This window comes from Thalassospira sp. ABD4_177 (assembly GCF_056160125.1).
The window spans coordinates 2,681,972-2,701,041 of sequence record NZ_JBSWWO010000001.1 but is presented as its reverse complement, the minus strand read 5'-3'; the positions used below and the strand labels follow the sequence as shown (position 1 = coordinate 2,701,041).

General features: G+C 53.9%; 18 protein-coding genes. 14 read left to right on the top strand and 4 right to left on the bottom strand.

The annotated features are described in order from the left end of the window. The first annotated feature begins 132 nt into the window (after window positions 1–132). Complete coding sequence (locus ACXAF0_RS12415) at window positions 133–948, top strand: VOC family protein (RefSeq protein WP_475346156.1); 816 nt, start codon at window positions 133–135, stop codon at window positions 946–948. A 58-nt stretch (window positions 949–1,006) separates the two neighbouring features. Here ACXAF0_RS12415 and ruvX read toward each other — a convergent pair whose 3' ends face one another. Then, the gene (gene ruvX, locus ACXAF0_RS12410) at window positions 1,007–1,531 is read right to left on the bottom strand and encodes a Holliday junction resolvase RuvX (protein WP_475346155.1); all 525 of its coding nucleotides are present in this window, start codon (window positions 1,529–1,531) and stop codon (window positions 1,007–1,009) included. Window positions 1,532–1,978: 447 nt separating this feature from the next. Here ruvX and ACXAF0_RS12405 point away from each other — a divergent pair, with 447 nt between their 5' ends. The 7 genes from ACXAF0_RS12405 (at window position 1,979) to gatB (ending at window position 10,811) form a co-directional block, all read left to right on the top strand. Beyond that, the gene (locus ACXAF0_RS12405; protein WP_475346154.1) at window positions 1,979–3,082 is read left to right on the top strand and encodes an ABC transporter ATP-binding protein; all 1,104 of its coding nucleotides are present in this window, start codon (window positions 1,979–1,981) and stop codon (window positions 3,080–3,082) included. Between the two features lie 89 nt (window positions 3,083–3,171). Beyond that, the gene (locus ACXAF0_RS12400) at window positions 3,172–4,290 is read left to right on the top strand and encodes an extracellular solute-binding protein (protein ID WP_475346153.1); all 1,119 of its coding nucleotides are present in this window, start codon (window positions 3,172–3,174) and stop codon (window positions 4,288–4,290) included. A 188-nt stretch (window positions 4,291–4,478) separates the two neighbouring features. Further along, complete coding sequence (locus tag ACXAF0_RS12395) at window positions 4,479–6,068, top strand: ABC transporter permease (RefSeq protein ID WP_475346152.1); 1,590 nt, start codon at window positions 4,479–4,481, stop codon at window positions 6,066–6,068. A gap of 4 nt (window positions 6,069–6,072) precedes the next feature. After that, on the top strand, window positions 6,073–7,293 hold the full coding sequence (locus ACXAF0_RS12390) for an ABC transporter permease (protein WP_475346151.1): 1,221 nt from the start codon (window positions 6,073–6,075) through the stop codon (window positions 7,291–7,293). 291 nt (window positions 7,294–7,584) lie between these two features. Then, window positions 7,585–7,875, top strand: a complete 291-nt coding sequence (gene gatC / locus ACXAF0_RS12385) for an Asp-tRNA(Asn)/Glu-tRNA(Gln) amidotransferase subunit GatC (protein WP_475346150.1) — start codon at window positions 7,585–7,587, stop codon at window positions 7,873–7,875. Continuing rightward, the gene (gatA, locus tag ACXAF0_RS12380; RefSeq protein WP_475346149.1) at window positions 7,875–9,353 is read left to right on the top strand and encodes an Asp-tRNA(Asn)/Glu-tRNA(Gln) amidotransferase subunit GatA; all 1,479 of its coding nucleotides are present in this window, start codon (window positions 7,875–7,877) and stop codon (window positions 9,351–9,353) included. Before gatC ends, gatA begins: the two co-directional genes overlap by 1 nt. Window positions 9,354–9,356: 3 nt before the next feature. Next, window positions 9,357–10,811: an Asp-tRNA(Asn)/Glu-tRNA(Gln) amidotransferase subunit GatB gene (gene gatB / locus ACXAF0_RS12375; RefSeq protein WP_475346148.1), complete on the top strand. Its 1,455-nt coding sequence runs from the start codon at window positions 9,357–9,359 to the stop codon at window positions 10,809–10,811. Window positions 10,812–10,879: 68 nt separating this feature from the next. Here the strand turns inward: gatB and ACXAF0_RS12370 are convergent, their stop codons facing one another. After that, window positions 10,880–11,080 (bottom strand): heavy-metal-associated domain-containing protein, encoded by a 201-nt coding sequence (locus ACXAF0_RS12370; RefSeq protein WP_475346147.1) that lies wholly within the window; start codon window positions 11,078–11,080, stop codon window positions 10,880–10,882. 70 nt (window positions 11,081–11,150) lie between these two features. After that, the gene (locus ACXAF0_RS12365) at window positions 11,151–11,831 is read right to left on the bottom strand and encodes a type 1 glutamine amidotransferase domain-containing protein (protein WP_475346146.1); all 681 of its coding nucleotides are present in this window, start codon (window positions 11,829–11,831) and stop codon (window positions 11,151–11,153) included. 106 nt (window positions 11,832–11,937) lie between these two features. Between ACXAF0_RS12365 and ACXAF0_RS12360 the strand changes: the two genes are divergently transcribed. Together ACXAF0_RS12360 and ACXAF0_RS12355 are read left to right on the top strand one after the other, a co-directional pair. After that, on the top strand, window positions 11,938–12,849 hold the full coding sequence (locus tag ACXAF0_RS12360; RefSeq protein WP_475346145.1) for a LysR family transcriptional regulator: 912 nt from the start codon (window positions 11,938–11,940) through the stop codon (window positions 12,847–12,849). A 69-nt stretch (window positions 12,850–12,918) separates the two neighbouring features. Further along, entirely contained in the window at window positions 12,919–13,497 is a 579-nt protein-coding gene (locus ACXAF0_RS12355; RefSeq protein WP_475346144.1) for a thymidine kinase, read from the top strand. 23 nt (window positions 13,498–13,520) lie between these two features. Here the strand turns inward: ACXAF0_RS12355 and ACXAF0_RS12350 are convergent, their stop codons facing one another. After that, window positions 13,521–14,147, bottom strand: coding sequence for a LysE/ArgO family amino acid transporter (locus ACXAF0_RS12350; protein ID WP_475346143.1), 627 nt, complete (start codon window positions 14,145–14,147; stop codon window positions 13,521–13,523). A gap of 103 nt (window positions 14,148–14,250) precedes the next feature. Here ACXAF0_RS12350 and ACXAF0_RS12345 point away from each other — a divergent pair, with 103 nt between their 5' ends. The 4 genes from ACXAF0_RS12345 to ACXAF0_RS12330 all read left to right on the top strand — a co-directional run bounded on the left by ACXAF0_RS12345 (window position 14,251) and on the right by ACXAF0_RS12330 (window position 18,888). Beyond that, window positions 14,251–15,150 (top strand): LysR family transcriptional regulator ArgP, encoded by a 900-nt coding sequence (locus ACXAF0_RS12345; RefSeq protein ID WP_475346142.1) that lies wholly within the window; start codon window positions 14,251–14,253, stop codon window positions 15,148–15,150. A 146-nt stretch (window positions 15,151–15,296) separates the two neighbouring features. Next, window positions 15,297–16,622: a paraquat-inducible protein A gene (locus ACXAF0_RS12340; RefSeq protein ID WP_475346141.1), complete on the top strand. Its 1,326-nt coding sequence runs from the start codon at window positions 15,297–15,299 to the stop codon at window positions 16,620–16,622. Then, entirely contained in the window at window positions 16,619–18,298 is a 1,680-nt protein-coding gene (locus ACXAF0_RS12335; RefSeq protein ID WP_475346140.1) for a PqiB family protein, read from the top strand. The genes ACXAF0_RS12340 and ACXAF0_RS12335 overlap by 4 nt, the downstream gene beginning before the upstream one ends. Beyond that, a complete protein-coding gene (locus ACXAF0_RS12330; protein ID WP_475346139.1) occupies window positions 18,295–18,888 on the top strand; it encodes a PqiC family protein in 594 nt (197 codons plus the stop codon). Before ACXAF0_RS12335 ends, ACXAF0_RS12330 begins: the two co-directional genes overlap by 4 nt. The last annotated feature ends 182 nt before the right edge of the window (window positions 18,889–19,070 follow it).

The window sequence follows — 19,070 nt, the reverse complement described above, 5'->3', positions numbered from 1 at the left end:
TTGTGCGCCAGTTGTTCTTTGCCCGTGCTTTTTTTGATGTGATAGTCAGCACAGCCAACAGGTTTTGGCGTCTATACACTGCTTGCACTCAAAAGTCGTCCAGGTCGCTGAATATTCAAGGAAAGGGACGCCATGACACGCGCGATTGATCACATTGTCTTATGTGTGAATGATCTTGATGCCGCTATCGCCGCTTATTCAAAGCTTGGCTTCACAGTGACTCCGCGTGCAGTTCATCCCTTCGGAACCGGTAATGCGCTGGTGCAGCTGGACGGGATGTATATCGAACTTCTTTCCGTCGTTGATCCAGCCAAGATTGCCGAGACCGAACTTGCCCAGCCGTTCTCCTTTCCGATCTATAATCGTGATTATCTGCGCCAACGTGAAGGTATGTCGATGCTTGCCCTGCAGTCCGACGATGCCGAGCAGGACCGCGAAAGGTTCATGGCCGCAGGGGCAGCTGTCCCGCCGGTGTTTCACTTCGAACGGGATGCAAAGACGCCCGAAGGGGACACGGTTGGCGTAGCATTCTCGCTTGCCTACGCGAACCACCCGTTGCTGCGCCATGCGGTGACGTTTGTCTGCCAGCATCGTCATCCGGTCCAGAATTTCTATTTCCCGGCTTATCAGAGCCATGAGAACGGGGCGCTCAGAATTGGCAAGGTCGTGATTGACCACTGGGCGGCGGACGCCGTGCGAGACTTTTATGCCGAGATCGGAGTCGACGGGATCGTCGATGCCTTGCATGGCGATGAGCTGGTCGAGCGCTTTGGCATTGAAGATCCGGCTTTCCCGACTGATGGATTTGCCGGGTTTGAGTTGATTGTGGATGATCTTGCCAAGATCTCTGACGCGGCCATTGCCATGGGCGCGATCGAGCAGGGGGATGCCCTTATTCTCCCGCCATCACGATTCTTTGGCGTGATGATGGTGATACGGACCAAATAAAAAAGCTGCCTGAATAAACAGGCAGCTTTGAACTGTTTTGCCAAGACATCTGGCCGGATTAGTTTTCGTCAGCCTCGATATCGTCTTCATCGGGTTCGGCGTTTTCGCCGGGATCCGTATGGCGGTTCAGATGGTCCAGCGCCCCTTGCAGAATATAGGCAGCGGCGGTCTTGTCGACGACTTCAGCGCGACGTTTGCGGGTCATGTCGACTTCGTCGATCAGGATACGTTCGACGGCGTTGGTCGACAGGCGCTCGTCCCACATCAGAACCGGCAGGTCGATATACTTTTCCATTTCATCGACAAACGCATAGACGCGATGGCAGGCCTTGCCGATCGTACCGTCAAGCTCGCGCGGGAAGCCGATAATGATGCCGCCGACATTCTGCTTGTCGATGATCGAAGAAAGCTGCGCGATGTCTCGCGTGAACTTCTTGCGCGAGATCAGTTCATAAGGTGAAGCAATCTGAAGCCCGACATCCGACAGGGCAACGCCAATTGTCTTGGTACCAAGGTCAAGGCCCAAAACACGTGCTGCCGGTGGCAAGAACCGCAGCATTTCCTGAGTATCATTACAAATCATGGCGACCTTATAGGTGTGTTTGCCGGGAATTTCCAGTGCAAAGCAAGTCTATCGTTTTCCGATTTATGGAAGAAAACATGCTCATTTGCGCACATAAGCGAATTTTATACTAAACACCGCAAAGAATGGCGGATTTCCTAGCGGAAAAATCTTTATGAATTATGGGGGGTTGAAGTGCCATAGCAGGTTTGTTTTAATGTCGCACTGCAGAAATTAATCGAAATCGAAATAAGCAGGGCGAGGCACACTGACCGCATTTATGCAGGTCATCTTGAGAGAGACAAAACAGGCAGACGCAGCGCACCTGTTACATGGTAGTGTCGCAATGCTTCTATCCATGGGGTTCAGGAACCGTCATTCTGGATTGGTTCCAGTGGATTTCCGCATAGAATAATCACCAAGAGCGAAAACGCTGAACAAACAATGACATATCAGGGGGTATAGGGTTTGGCCGACGGTGCATCGAATGAAGCGTTCGTTGAGTTTGAACGTGTACAAAAAAGCTATGACGGCGAGTCACTCGTCGTTAAAGATCTCAACCTAACCATGCCAAAGGGCGAGTTCCTGACGATGCTTGGTCCGTCAGGGTCAGGAAAGACAACTTGCCTTATGATGCTTGCCGGTTTTGAAACTGCGACTCACGGCGATATTCGTCTGGGTGGCGTTTCGATCAACGATATCCCGCCGCACAAGCGTGGTATCGGCATGGTCTTCCAGAACTACGCACTCTTCCCGCACATGACGATCGCCGAAAACCTGGCTTTCCCGCTTGAAGTCCGCAAAATGGGCAAGGCGGAACAGGAAGAAAAGGTCAAGCGCGCACTCGACATGGTCGAAATGGGCAGCTTTGGCGGCCGTCGTCCGGCACAGCTTTCCGGTGGTCAGCAGCAGCGTGTCGCGTTGGCACGTGCACTGGTGTTTGAGCCGGAACTGGTTCTGATGGATGAACCGCTTGGCGCACTCGACAAGCAGCTTCGTGAGAAGATGCAGTTTGAAATTACGCACCTTGCCCATCAGCTTGGCATTACCACTGTTTACGTGACCCATGACCAGACCGAGGCACTGACCATGTCAGACCGCGTCGCTGTGTTTGATGATGGTCGTATTCAGCAGCTTGCACCGCCAGATAAACTGTACGAAGCACCCGAGAACAGCTTTGTTGCGCAGTTTATCGGTGAGAACAATACGCTCGAAGGCATCGTCAAGGAAATCAAGGGCAACACCTGTGTTGTTCAGCTTGATGGTGGCGAAGTCATCGATGCCGTTCCGGTCAATGTGAGCGAAGTTGGCGAACGCACGCGTGTTTCGATCCGTCCTGAACGTGTCGAATATAACCGTGATCGTCTGCATGAAGATGCTCATACGCTCAAGGCCGAGGTGCTCGAATTCATCTATATGGGTGATATATTCCGTACACGTTTGCGTGTGGCTGGAAATGATGAGTTCATCATCAAAACCAGGAACGCACCCGATCAGGTTCGCCTGACGCCGGGGACAGAGATTGAAATCGGCTGGCTTGCAGAGGATTGCCGCGCGCTCGACGCGTCGTAATTAATCTTTGAGTCAGGCAGATACAGGACCTGCACGCCCGGGTGCTGGTCCTCAACGAATAGTCCGGGAAACAATCAGGGAGTCTATTAATGCAACTCATTAAAACCCTCACTGCTTCAACAGCTCTGCTCGTTGTCGCAACTGGTGCGGCATATGCCGATGACCATATGGCATCGGACATGACCCTCGTCAGCTGGGGCGGTGCATACCAGAACAGCCAGATCAAGGCTTATGCTGAGCCTTACATGGAGAACAACTCGGGTGTTTCGATCACTTGGGATGAAAGCTCCGCTGAAGCTGTTGCAAAACTGCGTGCGATGAACGAAGCAAACAACGTAACCTGGGATCTGGTTGACGTTGTTGCTGCTGACGCAATGCGCCTTTGCGATGAAGGCCTTGCAATGGAAATCGATCCGGACGAAGTTCTTGCAGCAGCGCCGGACGGCACCTCTGCAGAAGATGACTTCGGTGATCTCCTCGTAAGCGATTGCTTCATTCCGCAGATCGTTTACTCGACCACTTTCGGTTATCGTAACGATATGGTTCCGGACGGAACCTCGGCACCGACCGACATCTGTGCCCTGTTCGACACCGAAACCTATCCGGGCATGCGTTCGCTTGAGAAACGCCCGATCAACAACATGGAATGGGCTCTGCTCTGTGACGGTGTTGCCAAGGACGAAGTGTACAGCGTTCTTGAAACCGAAGAAGGCCAGCAGCAGGCTCTCGACAAACTGGCAACCATCAAAGACAGCGTCATCTGGTGGAGTGCTGGTGCAGATACCCCGCAGCTTCTGGCTGACGGCGAAGTCTTTATGGGCTCGACCTATAACGGTCGTCTGTTCTCCGCAATCGTTGAACAGGATCAGCCGATCTCCATGCTTTGGGACGCACAGGTCTTCGACCTTGACGGATGGATCATTCCGGCAGGTCTTCCGGAAGATCGCCTGAATCGCGTTCTGGACTTCGTGAAGTTCGCAACCGACACCCAGCGTCTTGCTGACCAGGCTAAATACATCTCGTATGGCCCGGCTCGTTTCTCCTCGGCACCGCTTGTTGGTAAGCATGCAGACCTCGGTATCGACATGGCTCCGCACATGCCGACCGATCCGGACAACGCCAAGAACACGTTCCTCTACAACTACGAGTTCTGGGCTGACTACCGTGACGACATCGATGCCAAGTTCCAGGCTTGGCTCGCTCAATAAGAGCTAAGGGAAGGGGGCCGTGCGCGGCCCCCTTTACCGACTAAGATCGCTATAAATAAATTGCCAGTCGATAAAACAGACCGAAAACACCGGGGCAGGCTTACGGGGGCGTAATGGGTGATACATCACAAGAAGTAGTGTTAGCTGCTGATGGCAGACCACTAAAACAAAGTCTACGAAGAGCATTGATGCGCCAAAAGATGCGCGCGCTCATGCTGGTTGCACCGCTTTTGATTTTTGTGGTGGTGACCTTTATCGTACCGATCCTCTCGATGCTTTTCCGGTCGGTTGAGAACGATATCGTGCCCAATACGATTCCGGGCACCGTTGTTGCACTGTCCGAATGGGACGGTTCCACCGGTCAACCGCCGCACGAAGACGTTTATCGCAATCTTTACATCGATTTGTTCAAAGCCGGGGAAGCAAAGCAGCATACGCGCCTTGGTACGCGCCTGAACTACGAACAAACCGGCGTATCATCGCTGTTCCGGACCACCGGTCGTTCGCTTGATGATATGGGCGAACTCTGGCAGGACCCGCTTGAAGACATTGATCCCGCCTTTGAAGAAGGTTCCTTCTGGTTCGAGATGATGTCTGGAACCGGTGGCCAAGGATTCCTTGATCAGCGCCGCGAAATGCTGGCGCTTATGTCTGACGAAGACATGAGCGGTGATGTTGGCTTCGTGCCGTCCGCAGACATTGTCGAAATGCTGCCATGGACCGCAAAAGCCTATACTGATTTCGCGATTTGGGCCGCCATTATGGACGAGGACACGGTTTCTGAAGAAGATCCGTGGGAGTCCGTTTATGGCGCTCTTGGCATGGATTTGACTCGTCCGGAGACCGTGTCGGCAATCAATAGCTATGGCGGGCCGGGTGCAAGCGCCCTGCAGGCCGCGGCTGCCAATATTGATCAGCTGCCGCAATTTGGTTTCCGTCAAGCCTTTGTCGAAGAAGACGAAGATTGGGGTTCTGCCGAAGTCTGGTCCATGATCAAGCTCTATTCTCCGAGCCTGACACCGGGTTACTTCCTGAACTCGGTGGATATGACCCTGACGCCGGACGGAATTGAGTCAAAGCCTGACAACCAGCAGATCTACACGACGCTGTTTACGCGTACGCTGATCATGGCGCTGATCATTACCGCCAGCTGCATTGTGCTTGGTTATCCGGTGGCATGGCTTCTGGCCAACCTGCCGATGCGCACGGCAAGCATCCTGATGATCCTGGTTCTTCTGCCGTTCTGGACGTCGCTTCTGGTGCGTACGTCAGCCTGGAAGGTGCTTTTGCAGCAGCAAGGGGTGATCAACGAAATCCTTGTCTGGCTTGGATTTGTCAATGATGCGGATCGTCTGATCCTGATGAACAACGCAACAGGTACGGTGATTGCGATGACCCACATCCTGCTGCCCTTCATGATCTTGCCGCTCTATTCTGTGATGAAAACCATTCCGCCAAGCTATCAGCGCGCGGCCAAGTCACTTGGTGCGACGAACTGGACTGCCTTCTGGCGCGTCTATTTCCCTCAGTCGGTGCCGGGCATTGGTGCCGGTTCGATCCTCGTGTTCATTCTTGCGATCGGTTACTACATCACGCCGGAAATTGTTGGTGGTACGGATGGTGTCTTCATCTCCAACCGAATTGCCTATCACATTTCCAGCTCGCTCAACTGGGGCCTTGCGGCCGCACTCGGGTCCATTCTTCTCGTCGTCGTTCTTGGCCTGTACTGGTGCTACGACAAGATTGTGGGCATCGATAACGTGAAGTTGGGGGGCTAAGGCCATGAATGAAGTAATCTCTTATACGAAACGGCCTGAATTGATGTCCTTCACCATGCCGCTTGTGGCTGTGTTGGGCGCGATGTTCGGCTTCGTGACCGGCAACATCTTTGGTAGCCCATGGACCGGGTTTATCATTGGTGCTGCAGTCGGGGCGGTACTGGCCTTTGTCTTCTCGAAAATCATCAAGGTCAAAAGCAAACAGAAAACGCTCGCAACTGGCGTGGTTTTCGGTGCGGTTGGCTTGATTTTCGGTGGTCTTGGTGGCCTGTTTGGCGGCTTTATCGTCGGCATTTCGATGGGCTGGTTTGCAAACTGGGTCGGCAGCGGCAAATACCGTGCCGGTGTTCCGATCTATTACACGCCGGGTCAGGTTCTTTGGCACAACACGTTCATGTTCATCTGTGCGTTTGTGTTCTTCTTCCTGATCGCACCGCTTCTGCCGGTGATCTGGCTCAGCTTCAATGCCGAGAACTTCTTTACCTTCACGCCTGAAATGCTGAGTTTCAAGGCAGAGGGTTATAGCCTCAAGCATTATCGCGATTTCCTCGGTACCGACGAATGGATGGTGCCGCTCAAGAACTCGTTGATCATTGCACCGATTGCGACGCTGATTTCGGTTTCGCTGGGTACGCTTGCGGCGATCGGTCTTAGCCAGTCGCACGTCCCGGGCCGTCAGGCGATGATGGCGGTTCTGATTTCACCGATGATCGTGCCGCTGATCATTTCGGCGACGGGTATGTTCTTCTTCTACGCGCCGCTCGGTAACTGGCTTGAACTCCAACTGGGGCTCAACCAGGCCTTTGTCGGCTATGTGAAGGTGATCCTGGCGCACGCCGTTCTGGGTATTCCGTTCGTGATTATCACGGTGACGGCAACGCTTGTCGGCTTTGACAAGTCCCTGACCCGTGCGGCAGCAAACATGGGTGCAAACCCGGTTACCACCTTCTTCAAGGTTCAGATGCCACTGATCCTGCCGGGTGTGATTTCAGGCGGTCTGTTCGCCTTCATCACCTCGTTTGACGAAGTGGTTGTTGTTCTGTTTGTCGGTTCTGCCCGTCAGCAGACGTTGCCGTGGCAGATGTATACCGGCCTGCGTGAGCAGATTTCCCCGACCATTCTGGCAGCCGCGACCATACTTGTGTCGGTCTCGATCCTGTTGCTTCTGACCGTGGAACTGCTGCGTCGTCGCTCCGAACGTCTGCGTGGCATGAGCCCTGGCTAAGCCGAACATGCATTCTGTCCCGGACATCCGGGGTAGTGTGAAAACATGAAACAGGCCGGCAGCCTTTATGTTGCCGGCCTGTTTGTTTTCATATGCCTCGATCCGATCACGGCAGGTGATATTTTCAGGACCGAGAGTTTTATCTGCCAGACAGCCCGACAACGGGCGCTCTTCGTTGTTACCAACCCTTGCGGCAGGGGCGGCGGGGTGCTAGTTTCCGCGCTGTAATTCACGTTCTGGCAGAGTTCTGTCTGCCGGGTTTTTGTCATTCCTTAAGAGAGACTTTCATCCATGTCGTCTTTGGATAAGGAAACAGTTCGCCGTATCGCCTATCTGTCGCGTATCAACGTGTCCGAAGAAGGCCTTTCCGAACTGGCGGGAGATCTGACCCGTATCCTCGATTTCGTCGAGGAACTGCAAGAAGTCGATGTTGAAGGCTGCGAGCCGCTGACATCTGTTGCCGATCTGACCCTGCCGCTGCGCAAGGACGAAGTCACCGATGGCAATATCCAGCAAAAAGTGCTGTCAAACGCACCGATGATCGATGCTGGCTGTTTTGTTGTGCCCAAGGTGGTTGAATAATGACTGATCTGACAAAGCTGACACTTGCAGAAGCCCGTGACGGGCTTGCAAAGGGTGATTATACCTCGGTCGAGCTGACCGAAGCACACCTGAAATCGATGGACGCGCATCGCAATCTGAACGCGTACATCACCGAAACCCCGGAAAAGGCCATGGAAATGGCCAAGGCATCCGATGCCAAGCGCGCCAAGGGCAGTGCTGGCAAGATGGAAGGCCTGCCGATTGCGGTCAAAGACCTGTTCTGCACCGAAGGTGTTCAGACGACAGCCGCATCGCACATCCTCGAAGGTTTCAAACCGGAATATGAATCCACCGTCACCACCAGCCTGTTTGGCAATGGCGCTGTGATGCTGGGTAAGGCGAATCTTGATGAATTCGCAATGGGCTCGTCCAACACGTCCTCCTATTACGGCAATGTGGTCAACCCGTGGAAAGACAAATCCGGCAAGGATCTGGTTCCGGGTGGATCGTCTGGTGGTTCGGCAGCAGCCGTTGCGGCCGACCTGGCGCTTGCCGCGACCGGTACCGATACCGGTGGCTCGATCCGTCAGCCGGCATCCTATTGCGGTATTGTTGGTCTGAAGCCGACCTATGGCCGTTGCTCGCGTTGGGGCATTGTTGCCTTTGCAAGCTCGCTCGATCAGGCTGGCCCGATGACCAAAACCGTGCGTGATGCTGCTATCATGCTGGGTTCGATGGCCGGTCACGATGCCAAGGACAGCACGTCGGCCCCGGTTGCTGTTCCTGATTTCGAAGCGGCATTGACCGGCGATATTCGCGGCATGAAAATCGGTATTCCAAAGGAATATCGCGTCGATGGTATTCCTGCGGAAATCAGCAAGCTTTGGGACGATGGGGTTGCCATGCTGCGTGATGCCGGTGCCGAAGTTGTCGATGTGACCTTGCCGCATACTAAATATGCACTGGGGACTTATTACATTGTTGCCCCGGCAGAAGCATCCTCGAACCTTGCGCGTTATGACGGCCTGCGTTATGGCCAGCGTGTCATGGACGAAGGCGACAGCCTTGATGATATGTACATGAAGTCGCGGGCAGCCGGTTTCGGCAAGGAAGTCCAGCGCCGCATCATGATTGGTACCTATGTGCTTTCGGCCGGTTACTATGACGCCTATTACAACAAGGCGCTCAAGGTCCGTCGTCGTATCTATCAGGATTTCGAAGCTGCGTTCGGACAGGTCGATGCAATCCTGACGCCGACAGCACCGTCTGCGGCATTCGCAATTGGCGAAAATGAAGACGATCCGGTCAAGATGTATCTCAATGACGTCTTTACCGTTCCGGCAAGCCTTGCGGGTCTTCCGGGTCTTTCTGTGCCGACTGGTCTTTCGGCCGGGGGACTGCCGCTTGGTCTGCAGCTGATTGGTAAGCCGTTTGATGAAGAAACCGTTCTGCGTGTTGGTGGCGTACTTGAAAGTGCGGCCAACTTCACCGCAAAACCTGCCGGGCAGGAGGGCTGATCCATGAGCTATATTCTTGAAGGTTCAACCGGCCCGTGGGAAATCGTTGTCGGTCTGGAAGTCCACTGTCAGGTGATTTCCAAGTCCAAGCTGTTTTCAGGGGCATCGACCAAGTTCGGTAACGAGCCGAACAGCAATGTCAGCCTTGTTGATGCAGCTATGCCGGGCATGCTTCCGGTGGTGAACGCAGAATGCGTGCGCCAGGCTGTGAAAACCGGTCTGGGCCTTAAGGCAAAGATCAACCAGGAAAGCGTTTTTGCCCGCAAAAACTATTTCTATGCCGATCTGCCGCAGGGCTATCAGATTTCGCAGTTTGACAAGCCGATTGTCGGTGAAGGCACGATCATTCTGGATATGCCTGATGGCTCGACCAAGTCGGTTGGCATTGAACGCCTGCATCTTGAACAGGATGCAGGTAAATCGATGCACGATCAGGACCCGAAATATTCGCATATCGACCTGAACCGTTCGGGTGTTGCGCTGATGGAAATTGTTTCCATGCCAGACATCCGTTCACCGGAAGAAGCCGGTGCCTATCTGACCAAGCTGCGCGCGATTGTGCGCTATCTGGGTACCTGTGATGGCAACATGAACGAAGGCTCCATGCGGTGTGATGCCAACGTTTCTGTTCGTCGTCCCGGCGAAGGTTTCGGCACGCGTTGCGAGATCAAGAACGTCAACTCCATCCGTTTCGTGATGCAGGCGATCGAGATCGAAGCAAAACGCCAGATCGAAGTGATCGAAGGCGGCGGCGAAATCCAGCAGGAAACCCGTCTTTATGATCAGCGTCTGGGCGAAACCCGCTCAATGCGTTCCAAGGAAATGGCACATGACTATCGCTATTTCCCGGATCCGGATTTGCTGCCGCTGGTCTTTGACGACGCGTTCGTTTCGGAAATCGAAAAGGAACTGCCGGAACTGCCCGACGAGAAAAAGGCCCGCTTCATGCGTGAAAACGGTCTGTCGGCTTATGATGCCGGTGTGCTTGTCGCCGAAAAGGAAAAGGCGGATTACTACGAAGTCGTTGCCAAGGGCCGTGATGGCAAACTGGCCGCGAATTGGGTGATCACCAACCTGTTCGGGGCGCTGAACAAGGCAGAAGTCGGTATTGCCGACAGCCCGGTCACGGCCGATAACCTTGGTAAGCTGATCGATCTGATCTCGAACGACACCATTTCTGGCCGTATCGCCAAGGATGTCTTTGAAATCATGATCGAAACCGGCGACGATCCCGAAAAGATCGTTGAGGAAAAAGGTCTCAAGCAGATCACCGATACCGGTGCGATTGAAACCGCGATTGATGAAGTCATTGCTGCCAACCCCGACAAGGTCGAGGAAATCAAAGGCGGCAAGGAGAAAATGCTTGGCTGGTTCGTCGGTCAGGTCATGAAGGCCACGGGTGGCAAGGCCAACCCGGGTATGGTCAACAAGCTTCTGCGCGATAAAATCCTCGGCTGATCGTAATCATCAGACCAAAGAAAAAGCCGCCCAACCGGGCGGCTTTTTTTTGTGTGAGGATTTGAAATCTAACCTTCGATCACCTGTGCCGGGTAGCCCGCCTTTTCGATGGCAGCAATCAGGGCTGCTTGGTCGGGCACACCCGATACAGCCGGTTCCCCGGCTTCAAGGTACACCTTGGCATCTTCTACGCCAGGGACATTTTGGGATGCCTTGGTCACTGCGTTTGCGCAGTGACCACAGCTCATGTTTTCGACTTTCAGGCGCATGTTTCATCTCCATAAGATTCGTTTTTATGGCATGAACATACGCCTTCCAGTCGCTGGAAGGTCCAGCGATTTACGCAGAAAGCAGTTTCAGAACAGCATCAGCGGTTTCTTCGCTGGATGCCGGGTTCTGACCGGTGACGAGTTTGCCATCCACAACCGCATAGGACGCCCAGTCTTCGCCACGTTCAAACAGGCCGCCATGCTTTTTGAATTCGTCTTCGATCGAGATCGGAACAACGTTTTCAAGCCCGACGGCCTTTTCTTCGTCATTGGTGAAGCAGGTGACTTTCTTCCCCGACACCAGCGGTTTGCCATCTGTGCCCTTGGCGTCAACCAGTGCCGCCGGGCCGTGGCAGACTGCCGCAACCGGTTTGTCCTGTGCGGTGAAGGCTTCGATCAGGGCAATCGATTTGGCATCCGTCGCAAGGTCCCAAAGCGGGCCATGACCACCCGGATAGAACAGGGCATCAAAGTCATCGGCCTTGAGGCCATCAAGCGTGACGGTGGTGGCAAATGCCGCCTGTGCATCGGCATCGTTTTCAAAACGCTTGGTCGCATCGGTCAGGGCATCCGGCACCTGACTGTTGGGGTCAAGCGGCGGCTGCCCGCCCTTGGGGGAGGCAAGGGTGATCTCGGCACCGGCATCCAGGAAGAGGTAATAGGGGGCGGCAAACTCTTCGAGCCAGATACCCGTCTTGTGGCCGGTATCACCCATTTTGTCGTGCGAGGTAACAATCATCAGAATACGCATCAGTTCCTCCGTGCGTGGATTTCATTTGCGCTGATGGTATCCGGCTTACTAAATTTGCGTTAGAGTGAATAATTAAACAGATTGTCGAAATATTTGAGCATTAAGAATGTCAGCACTTGATGAAGTCCGGGCCATGATGGTCTTTGCCCGCGTGGTTGATGAAGGCGGGTTTTCTGCCGCAGCCCGCAAGATGGGGCTAAGCCGTGCTGCCATATCCCATCAAATCCGGCAGCTTGAAGCCAAACTGGGTGTGCCGTTACTGCGCCGAAGCACACGCACCTTCAGCCTGACCGATGCAGGTGCCCGCTATTACGATAGTTGCCGGACCATCACGCTTGAAGCCGAAGCAGCCCGTAAACGGGTCGAGGAGTTGCGTGACGAGCCTGTCGGCAAAATTTCAATCACGTCTTCGGTCCATCTGGGGAATTTGCGTATCGTGCCCATTCTGGATCGCTTCCGGCAGACATATCCGGACGTGGCAATTGATGTGCATTTAAGTGACGAGGTTGTCGATCTGATCGGCATGGGCATTGATATAGGTATCCGGTCGGGCCCGCTTAAAAACTCCGACCTTAAGAGTTTCAAGCTTTATCAAACGCGGCGGATTATCTGTGCGAGCCAAACATATCTGGATCGGGTAGGAGCCCCTGAAACGGTTGATGCGCTGGCGTCCCATGACTGGGTCATGTATAGCCGCGTGCCTGAAACCCTGACCTTGATGTGTGACGGCGCGGAAAAGAAAGTTAGGGTCAAAGGCAATGTCCGGGTCGACAACGCGACAGCGCGATTACAGTTCATGCGGGGCGGGCATGGGCTTTCGGTCGTGCCGTTTTGTGATGTTCAGAATGAAATCAGGGATGGCAGGCTTGTTTGGGTTTTGCCGGATTGCCGTCTTCCGGATTTGAAGATCTATGCCGTTTTCGCCGCAGGGGTCACGCGCAGTGCAAAGATCCAGTCGCTGCTGGAATTCATGCGTAACGAAATGCGCGATATTGATATTTCGCGAAATGATGGCTGACAGCGGCTGCGCTGTATTGATCAATCGTGAATGATCGGGTATTTCCGTTCTGACTTGATCGGGGGACCCATGGCCAATCTGTTTTTCTATTACTCGTCGATGAATGCAGGGAAATCGACGACGCTGCTGCAGGCGAGCTTCAATTACCGTGAACGCGGCATGGAAACGTTGCTGATGACAGTGGCGTTTGATGACCGCTTTGGCGAAGGCAAGATTGCCTCACGTATTGGCCTCGAAGCCCCGGCATTGCTGTTTGATGCCAAAACCGATATGTGCGCGCTGATCCTTGAGCAGGTCGAAAAGGGTAAAGTCGATTGCGTCTTGATTGACGAGGCACAGTTCCTGTCAAAAGAGCAGGTCTGGCAGCTTTCCGATATTGCCGATATCCATGGCATCCCTGTGCTGTGCTATGGCATCCGGACCGACTTCCAAGGGCAGCTTTTTGAAGGCTCCAAATGGCTTTTGGCCTGGGCGGACAAGCTTAATGAGCTTAAAACCATCTGCCATTGCGGACGCAAGGCCGGCATGGTGCTACGGGTTGATGAAAACGGAAACCCGGTCCGCGAAGGCGCACAGGTCGAAATCGGTGGCAATGACCGCTATGTCCCGGTTTGCCGCCGCCATTTCAAGGAGGCGATGGGCGAGTAGGCGTTTGTTGCTGCTCCCAACAGCTAACCTGCCATAAGGGCTCGGATTTCTGGCGCCAGCAGGCTGTAGGCCACCAGCCACATCACAGCGCATGTCAGGCCATCAATGATCTTCCAGGTGACCGGGCGGGCGACATAGGGGGCAAGCCACGCGGCCCCCAGCGCAATGGCAAAGAACCAGACAAAACTGGCACTCATGGCACCCAGCGCAAAGCCAAACCGTTCACCGGCCGGATATTGCCCGCCAATACCGCCCAGCATGACAACGGTATCAAGATACACATGCGGGTTTAAAAGCGTGACAGCAAGCGTGGTGCCAAGAACCGCCTTCCAACCGGTCTTTGAGATTGCTTCTTCTGACAGTGTTTCGGTCTCAAACAAACGTTTGAGTGCGCCAAACCCGTACCAGATCAGAAACGCGCCGCCACCCCAGGCCGCAATCGTTGTCAGCAGCGGGTAGGCGGCAATCAGCGTTCCAAGCCCGGCAACGCCGGCTGCAATCAAAACCGCATCACATAATGCACAGACGAAGGCCACCATCACCGGATGGTTGCGCCGCAATCCTTGACCAAGAACAAAGGCGTTCTGGGCGCCAATCGCGATGATCAATCCGCCGCCAAGGCCAAATCCGGTGAGATAAGTTAGAAGCATTCTTCGACGGTCCTTTGTGTGTTGATGCGTCGTAGATAGCAGCTTTCAGATTTAAGAAAATCGAATTATACTTATCATTCATTAGAAAAAATGATGATATCTCATGCTTGATTACAAACTGGTTCAGGCCTGTGCCGAGGTTATCCATTTCGGCAGTTTCGAAAAGGCGGCGCGTGCGTTGGGGCTGACGCAGTCGGCAATTTCTCAGCGTGTCAAACTGCTTGAGGAACGGTTGGGGCAGCCGCTTATTGTCCGCGCCAAACCGATTGCTGCGACCGCGGCCGGGCAGCGATTGCTTGCGCATTATCAAAGCGTTCGCCTGCTCGAGCAAGATCTGGGCAGAGAATTGCCAGAGGTGCAGCCCGAAAGCGGTTTCGGTCAGGTAACCTTGGCGGTCAATGCCGATAGTCTTGCGACCTGGTTTGTCGATGTGCCCAAGCGCCTGTTTGAAAAGCTGGGCCTGCTTGTCCATCTGGTGGTCGATGATGAATCGCTTAATCATCAATCCTTGCAGGAAGGCAACGTGGTTGGTGCGGTCAGCCTGCGCGATACCCCCATTCAAGGGTGTCGGGTGCGTTCGCTTGGCTTCATGCGCTATTTCATGGTGGTCTCGCCGGACTTTCAGGAACGCTATTTCAAGGACGGGGTCACCGCGGATGCCTTGCGGGCCTGTCCAGCGGTGAATTTTTCCGAACATGATGAACTGCAAAACCAGTTTCTTTATCTGTATTTCGGGCTCAACCCCGGCGAATTTCCGGCCCATACGGTGCCAAGCTCACAAGGGTTCGTGACCCTGGCAGAGCAGGGCGTGGCCTATGCCGTGGTTGAGCAACATCAGGCGGAGGCAGGATTGCGCGCAGGAAAGCTGGTGCGCCCATGTCCGTTCGAGATTGATCGTCCTCTTTACTGGCATCATAAAACCATCAACAGCCGCCTGCTTGATCAGGTCAACGAAATCGTCCTCGCCGAGGCACGCCGCCATCTGCCTGAAATCCGCATGTAAAATCAGACTTTTCTGAACATTGTTTCGTCTTATTTGCCACCGACATTCATGCGCCCGAAGCGGCGCAATTTGACTTGTCGGCAAAAGTGTCGCTTACTTTGATAAGCGAACCAGTCCGGGTAACGGATTGTAAAAACAGGAAAACAATGTCTCATCGACTGATCGCCTGTGAACATTGCGACTATCTCCATGTCGAGGAGGACATCCCGGCGGGCAGTGTCGCATATTGCGTGCGATGTGGTTCGCCGCTTTATAGTGCGGTGCAGGCACGTTTTGACAAGCCCTTGGCGCTGGCCATTACGGCGTTTCTTTTGTTCCTGATTGCCAATAGCTATCCGGTTTTGACCTTTGCCATGGAAGGGCGGGTTGAAAGCAACACACTGGGCAGTGGTGTTGTGACCTTCTGGCGTGAAGGGTTTCCGTTTCTGGCCGTCATGGTTGCGGTGACATCGATGCTTGCGCCGTTGGGACTGATCCTTGCGCATATCTATGTTTTGCTTCCGATTACGCTGAATAAACAGGTGCCCGGCATGCAACGGGTCTGGCGCATTCTTGCGATGATCCGGCCATGGTCGATGCTTGATGTTTTCCTGATCGGATTGCTGGTGGCGTTGACCAAGCTTACCGATTTTGCCGAGGTCATTGCCGGACCGGCATTCTTTGCCATTTGCTGCCTGATCCCGACTGTACTTCTGATGAATGTCACTCTGGATCCACGCTATGTCTGGCGAAGATTGGCGCCAGCCGCCCTGCGATATCCGACATCTGATGACCTTGATAGTGCGCAAGGTCCGGATCGTCAGAAAGAACCACTTTTGACCTGCCATACCTGCGCGATGGTTGTTCTGGGCAACGGGCGCGAAGATGTTCGCTGTCCGCGTTGCGGTGATCTGGTGCATTTACGTAAACCAAGAAGCTTGTCGCGGGCTTGGGCGTTGTTGTTGGCCGCGGTGATTTTGTATGTGCCAGCCAATGTGTTTCCGATCATGACCGTGACCTATCTTGGCCGGGGCGAAGCCGATACAATCCTTTCAGGCGTCACTGCCCTGATTAATGCCGGGGAATGGCCGATAGCGATCGTGGTCTTTACGGCCAGCATTCTGGTGCCGATTGTAAAAATCGTGTTGCTGGGCTGGGTGTATTTGGCAACCGCACTGGGCCTGTCCGGGCCACTTCGGGAACGGACCCTGATCTACCGCGTTACCGAACTTGTCGGCCGATGGTCGATGGTCGATGTATTTATGGTCTCGATCCTTGCTGCCCTGGTGAAGCTTGGCAATATCGCAACGGTCCAACCGGGCTTCGGGGCCGTGGCGTTTTGCGGGGTGGTCATCCTGACCATGTTATCGGCCATGGCATTCGATCCACGCCTGATTTGGGATCGGGCCGGAATGCAATCGGGCAGGGTGGCTGTGTCGGGTGGCAGAAAATCAAAACAAGACCGCGTTGAAAAACAGGGGGTCCCGTCATGAGTGACGTGAATAATTCCAAACCGGAACAACATCCGGAAAAACCCGACGTCAAAAAAGGCTGGGGCCGTTTTTCGATCATCTGGCTTGTGCCACTGGTGGCCTTGATTGTTGGCGGGTGGCTGTTGTGGCGTGATATCGTCTCAAAAGGCCCCGAGATTACTGTGATTTTTGAAAATGCCGAAGGTTTGACCGCAGGAAAAACAGCAGTGCGGTATCGCGACGTTGATGTCGGGCAGGTTAGCGCAATAACCCTTGATGAAGATCTTGAAAATGTGCGCCTGACCATCCGCATCAATGCGGATTTCAAGGAATACTTAACAGATAAGACGCGGTTTTGGGTGGTACGTCCACGCGTTAGTGCCCGTGGCATTAGTGGTTTGGAAACGATTGTCAGCGGCGCCTATATCGAAGTGGCGCCCGACAAGTCAGGTGAACGGGTTCGCAAATTTGTCGGCGACGAAGAACCCCATTTTATCCCCCATGAAGAAGAGGGTACGCGCTTTGTCCTGACGGCACAGGAGGTCGGTTCACTTGACGAAGGAGCACCGATCCTGTTGCGCGGTATCGAAGTGGGGGAGGTTATTGATACCGAACTTGATGCAAGTGCTTCTGCAGTTTCGATCTCTGTCTTTGTACGTAAACCGTTTGATGCGCTGATCAAACGGAATACGCGGTTTTGGAATTCAAGCGGCATTGAACTGGATTTGAATGCCGGTGGCTTTGCAGTTCGGGCGCAATCGGTCCGCTCGGTTCTGGCGGGCGGGATTAATTTCTTTACCCCCGAAGCCCATATAGATGATGATATGGCCGAAGCCGACACGGTATTTCGACTGTATGAAAACCGTGAAAAGGCAGAATTGCTGGCCGAAGGATATAGCCAGCGCTATGTGCTTTATTTCGATTCATCGGTGCGCGGACTTTCGCGGGACGCGCCGGTGGAATTCAATGGCATTCGTGTCGGCACGGTCGAGAGCGTTGATCTGGAATATGTCGTGCAAGAACATAGTTTCCGCGTGCCTGTGGAAGTCACCCTTGAGCCCGAGCGCGTCAGTATTGTCGGTGGTCGTCTCGGCGACGTTGATCCGCAGGAAACCATTGAAACCCTGATTGATAATGGCCTGCGCGCACGCCTTAAGACCGGAAGCTTTATCACTGGCCAGTTGTTTGTTGATCTGTCGATGCATCCGGTGACCCCGGCGCGCTATCTTGGCAATGAGCAGGGCGATCTGCCCGAATTACCAACATTGCCGCAGAAGCTTGACGAGATCGCCAATTCGCTCACCAGTCTTCTGGAAAAGGTTGAAACTTTCCCGATTGAAGAGATCGGTATTCGTCTGCTGGGCACTGTTGAGGGCATGGAGAATATCGTGACCTCACCGGCACTGAATGACGGCATGGTCAGCCTGCAACAGGCCGCAGCCGGGATCAGCACACTTGTCACCAATCTTGATGCCAGCGTCCTGCCGGCGACCCAGACCGCACTTGATGCCGCGCGTGAGGCCCTGGGCGGAGTACGCGATGTAACCGCACCGACGTCGCCGGTGCGCTATAATCTGGAGCAGGCGCTTAAAGAGCTTGGTGCCACGGCGCGTTCCTTGCGTGAATTGACCGATTTTCTTGAACAGAACCCCAGTGCCCTGATCCTTGGCAGAAGTGGCCCGGAGGAGGATGAATGATGCGACAGACCCTTCAAAAAATGATCTCGCGATACATGTTGCTTCTGATAGCGACGATGTTGGTCGCCTGCGCATCGCCGTCCGTCCCGGATCAATACTATTTGCTGTCGCCGATGGCACAGCCCGCATCTTCGTCTGGTGCAACGCGCGTGATCGGAGTCGGGCCCGTCAGCATTCCAAGCTATCTGGATCGATCGACCATTGTCACGCGAAGTGCTGCCAACCGACCAGAGGTCAATTCCGGTTATCGCTGGGCCGAACCGCTGGGGGAGAACATCAATCGTGTTCTGATGGATAACCTTGACCGAACCGGTGTCGCATCGCGGCTGGAGGTCTTCCCATGGAATTCCCGCGATATGGTCGAATGGCAGATCGTTGTCGATATCGACCGGTTCGAGCGCCAGGCAGATGGTAATGTCAATCTGACAGCGCGTTGGAAACTCGTTCAGTTCCAAAGTGGCAAGATCGTCGCCGCTGCCAAATACAACAAAGTAAGTGCGCCCAATGCGCCGACCATTGAGGGCACGGTGATCGCCATGAGTAGTCTGCTTGCCGATTTGACCGGTGAAATTGCGACGCGGATTCCCTGAATATGACCGCAACAGGATTGCGCGCATTATGTTCAGTTGAATTGTGTTTGCAATTCAATCGCAAAAGTGATGGAAATTGAGAAAAAACTAAAGAAATAACCGAAAGTATATAGCTGAAGTGCATCCAACTATTGTTTTAATATGCCGATTGGCTTAATAAAGAAGAATAAATATAAAATTTG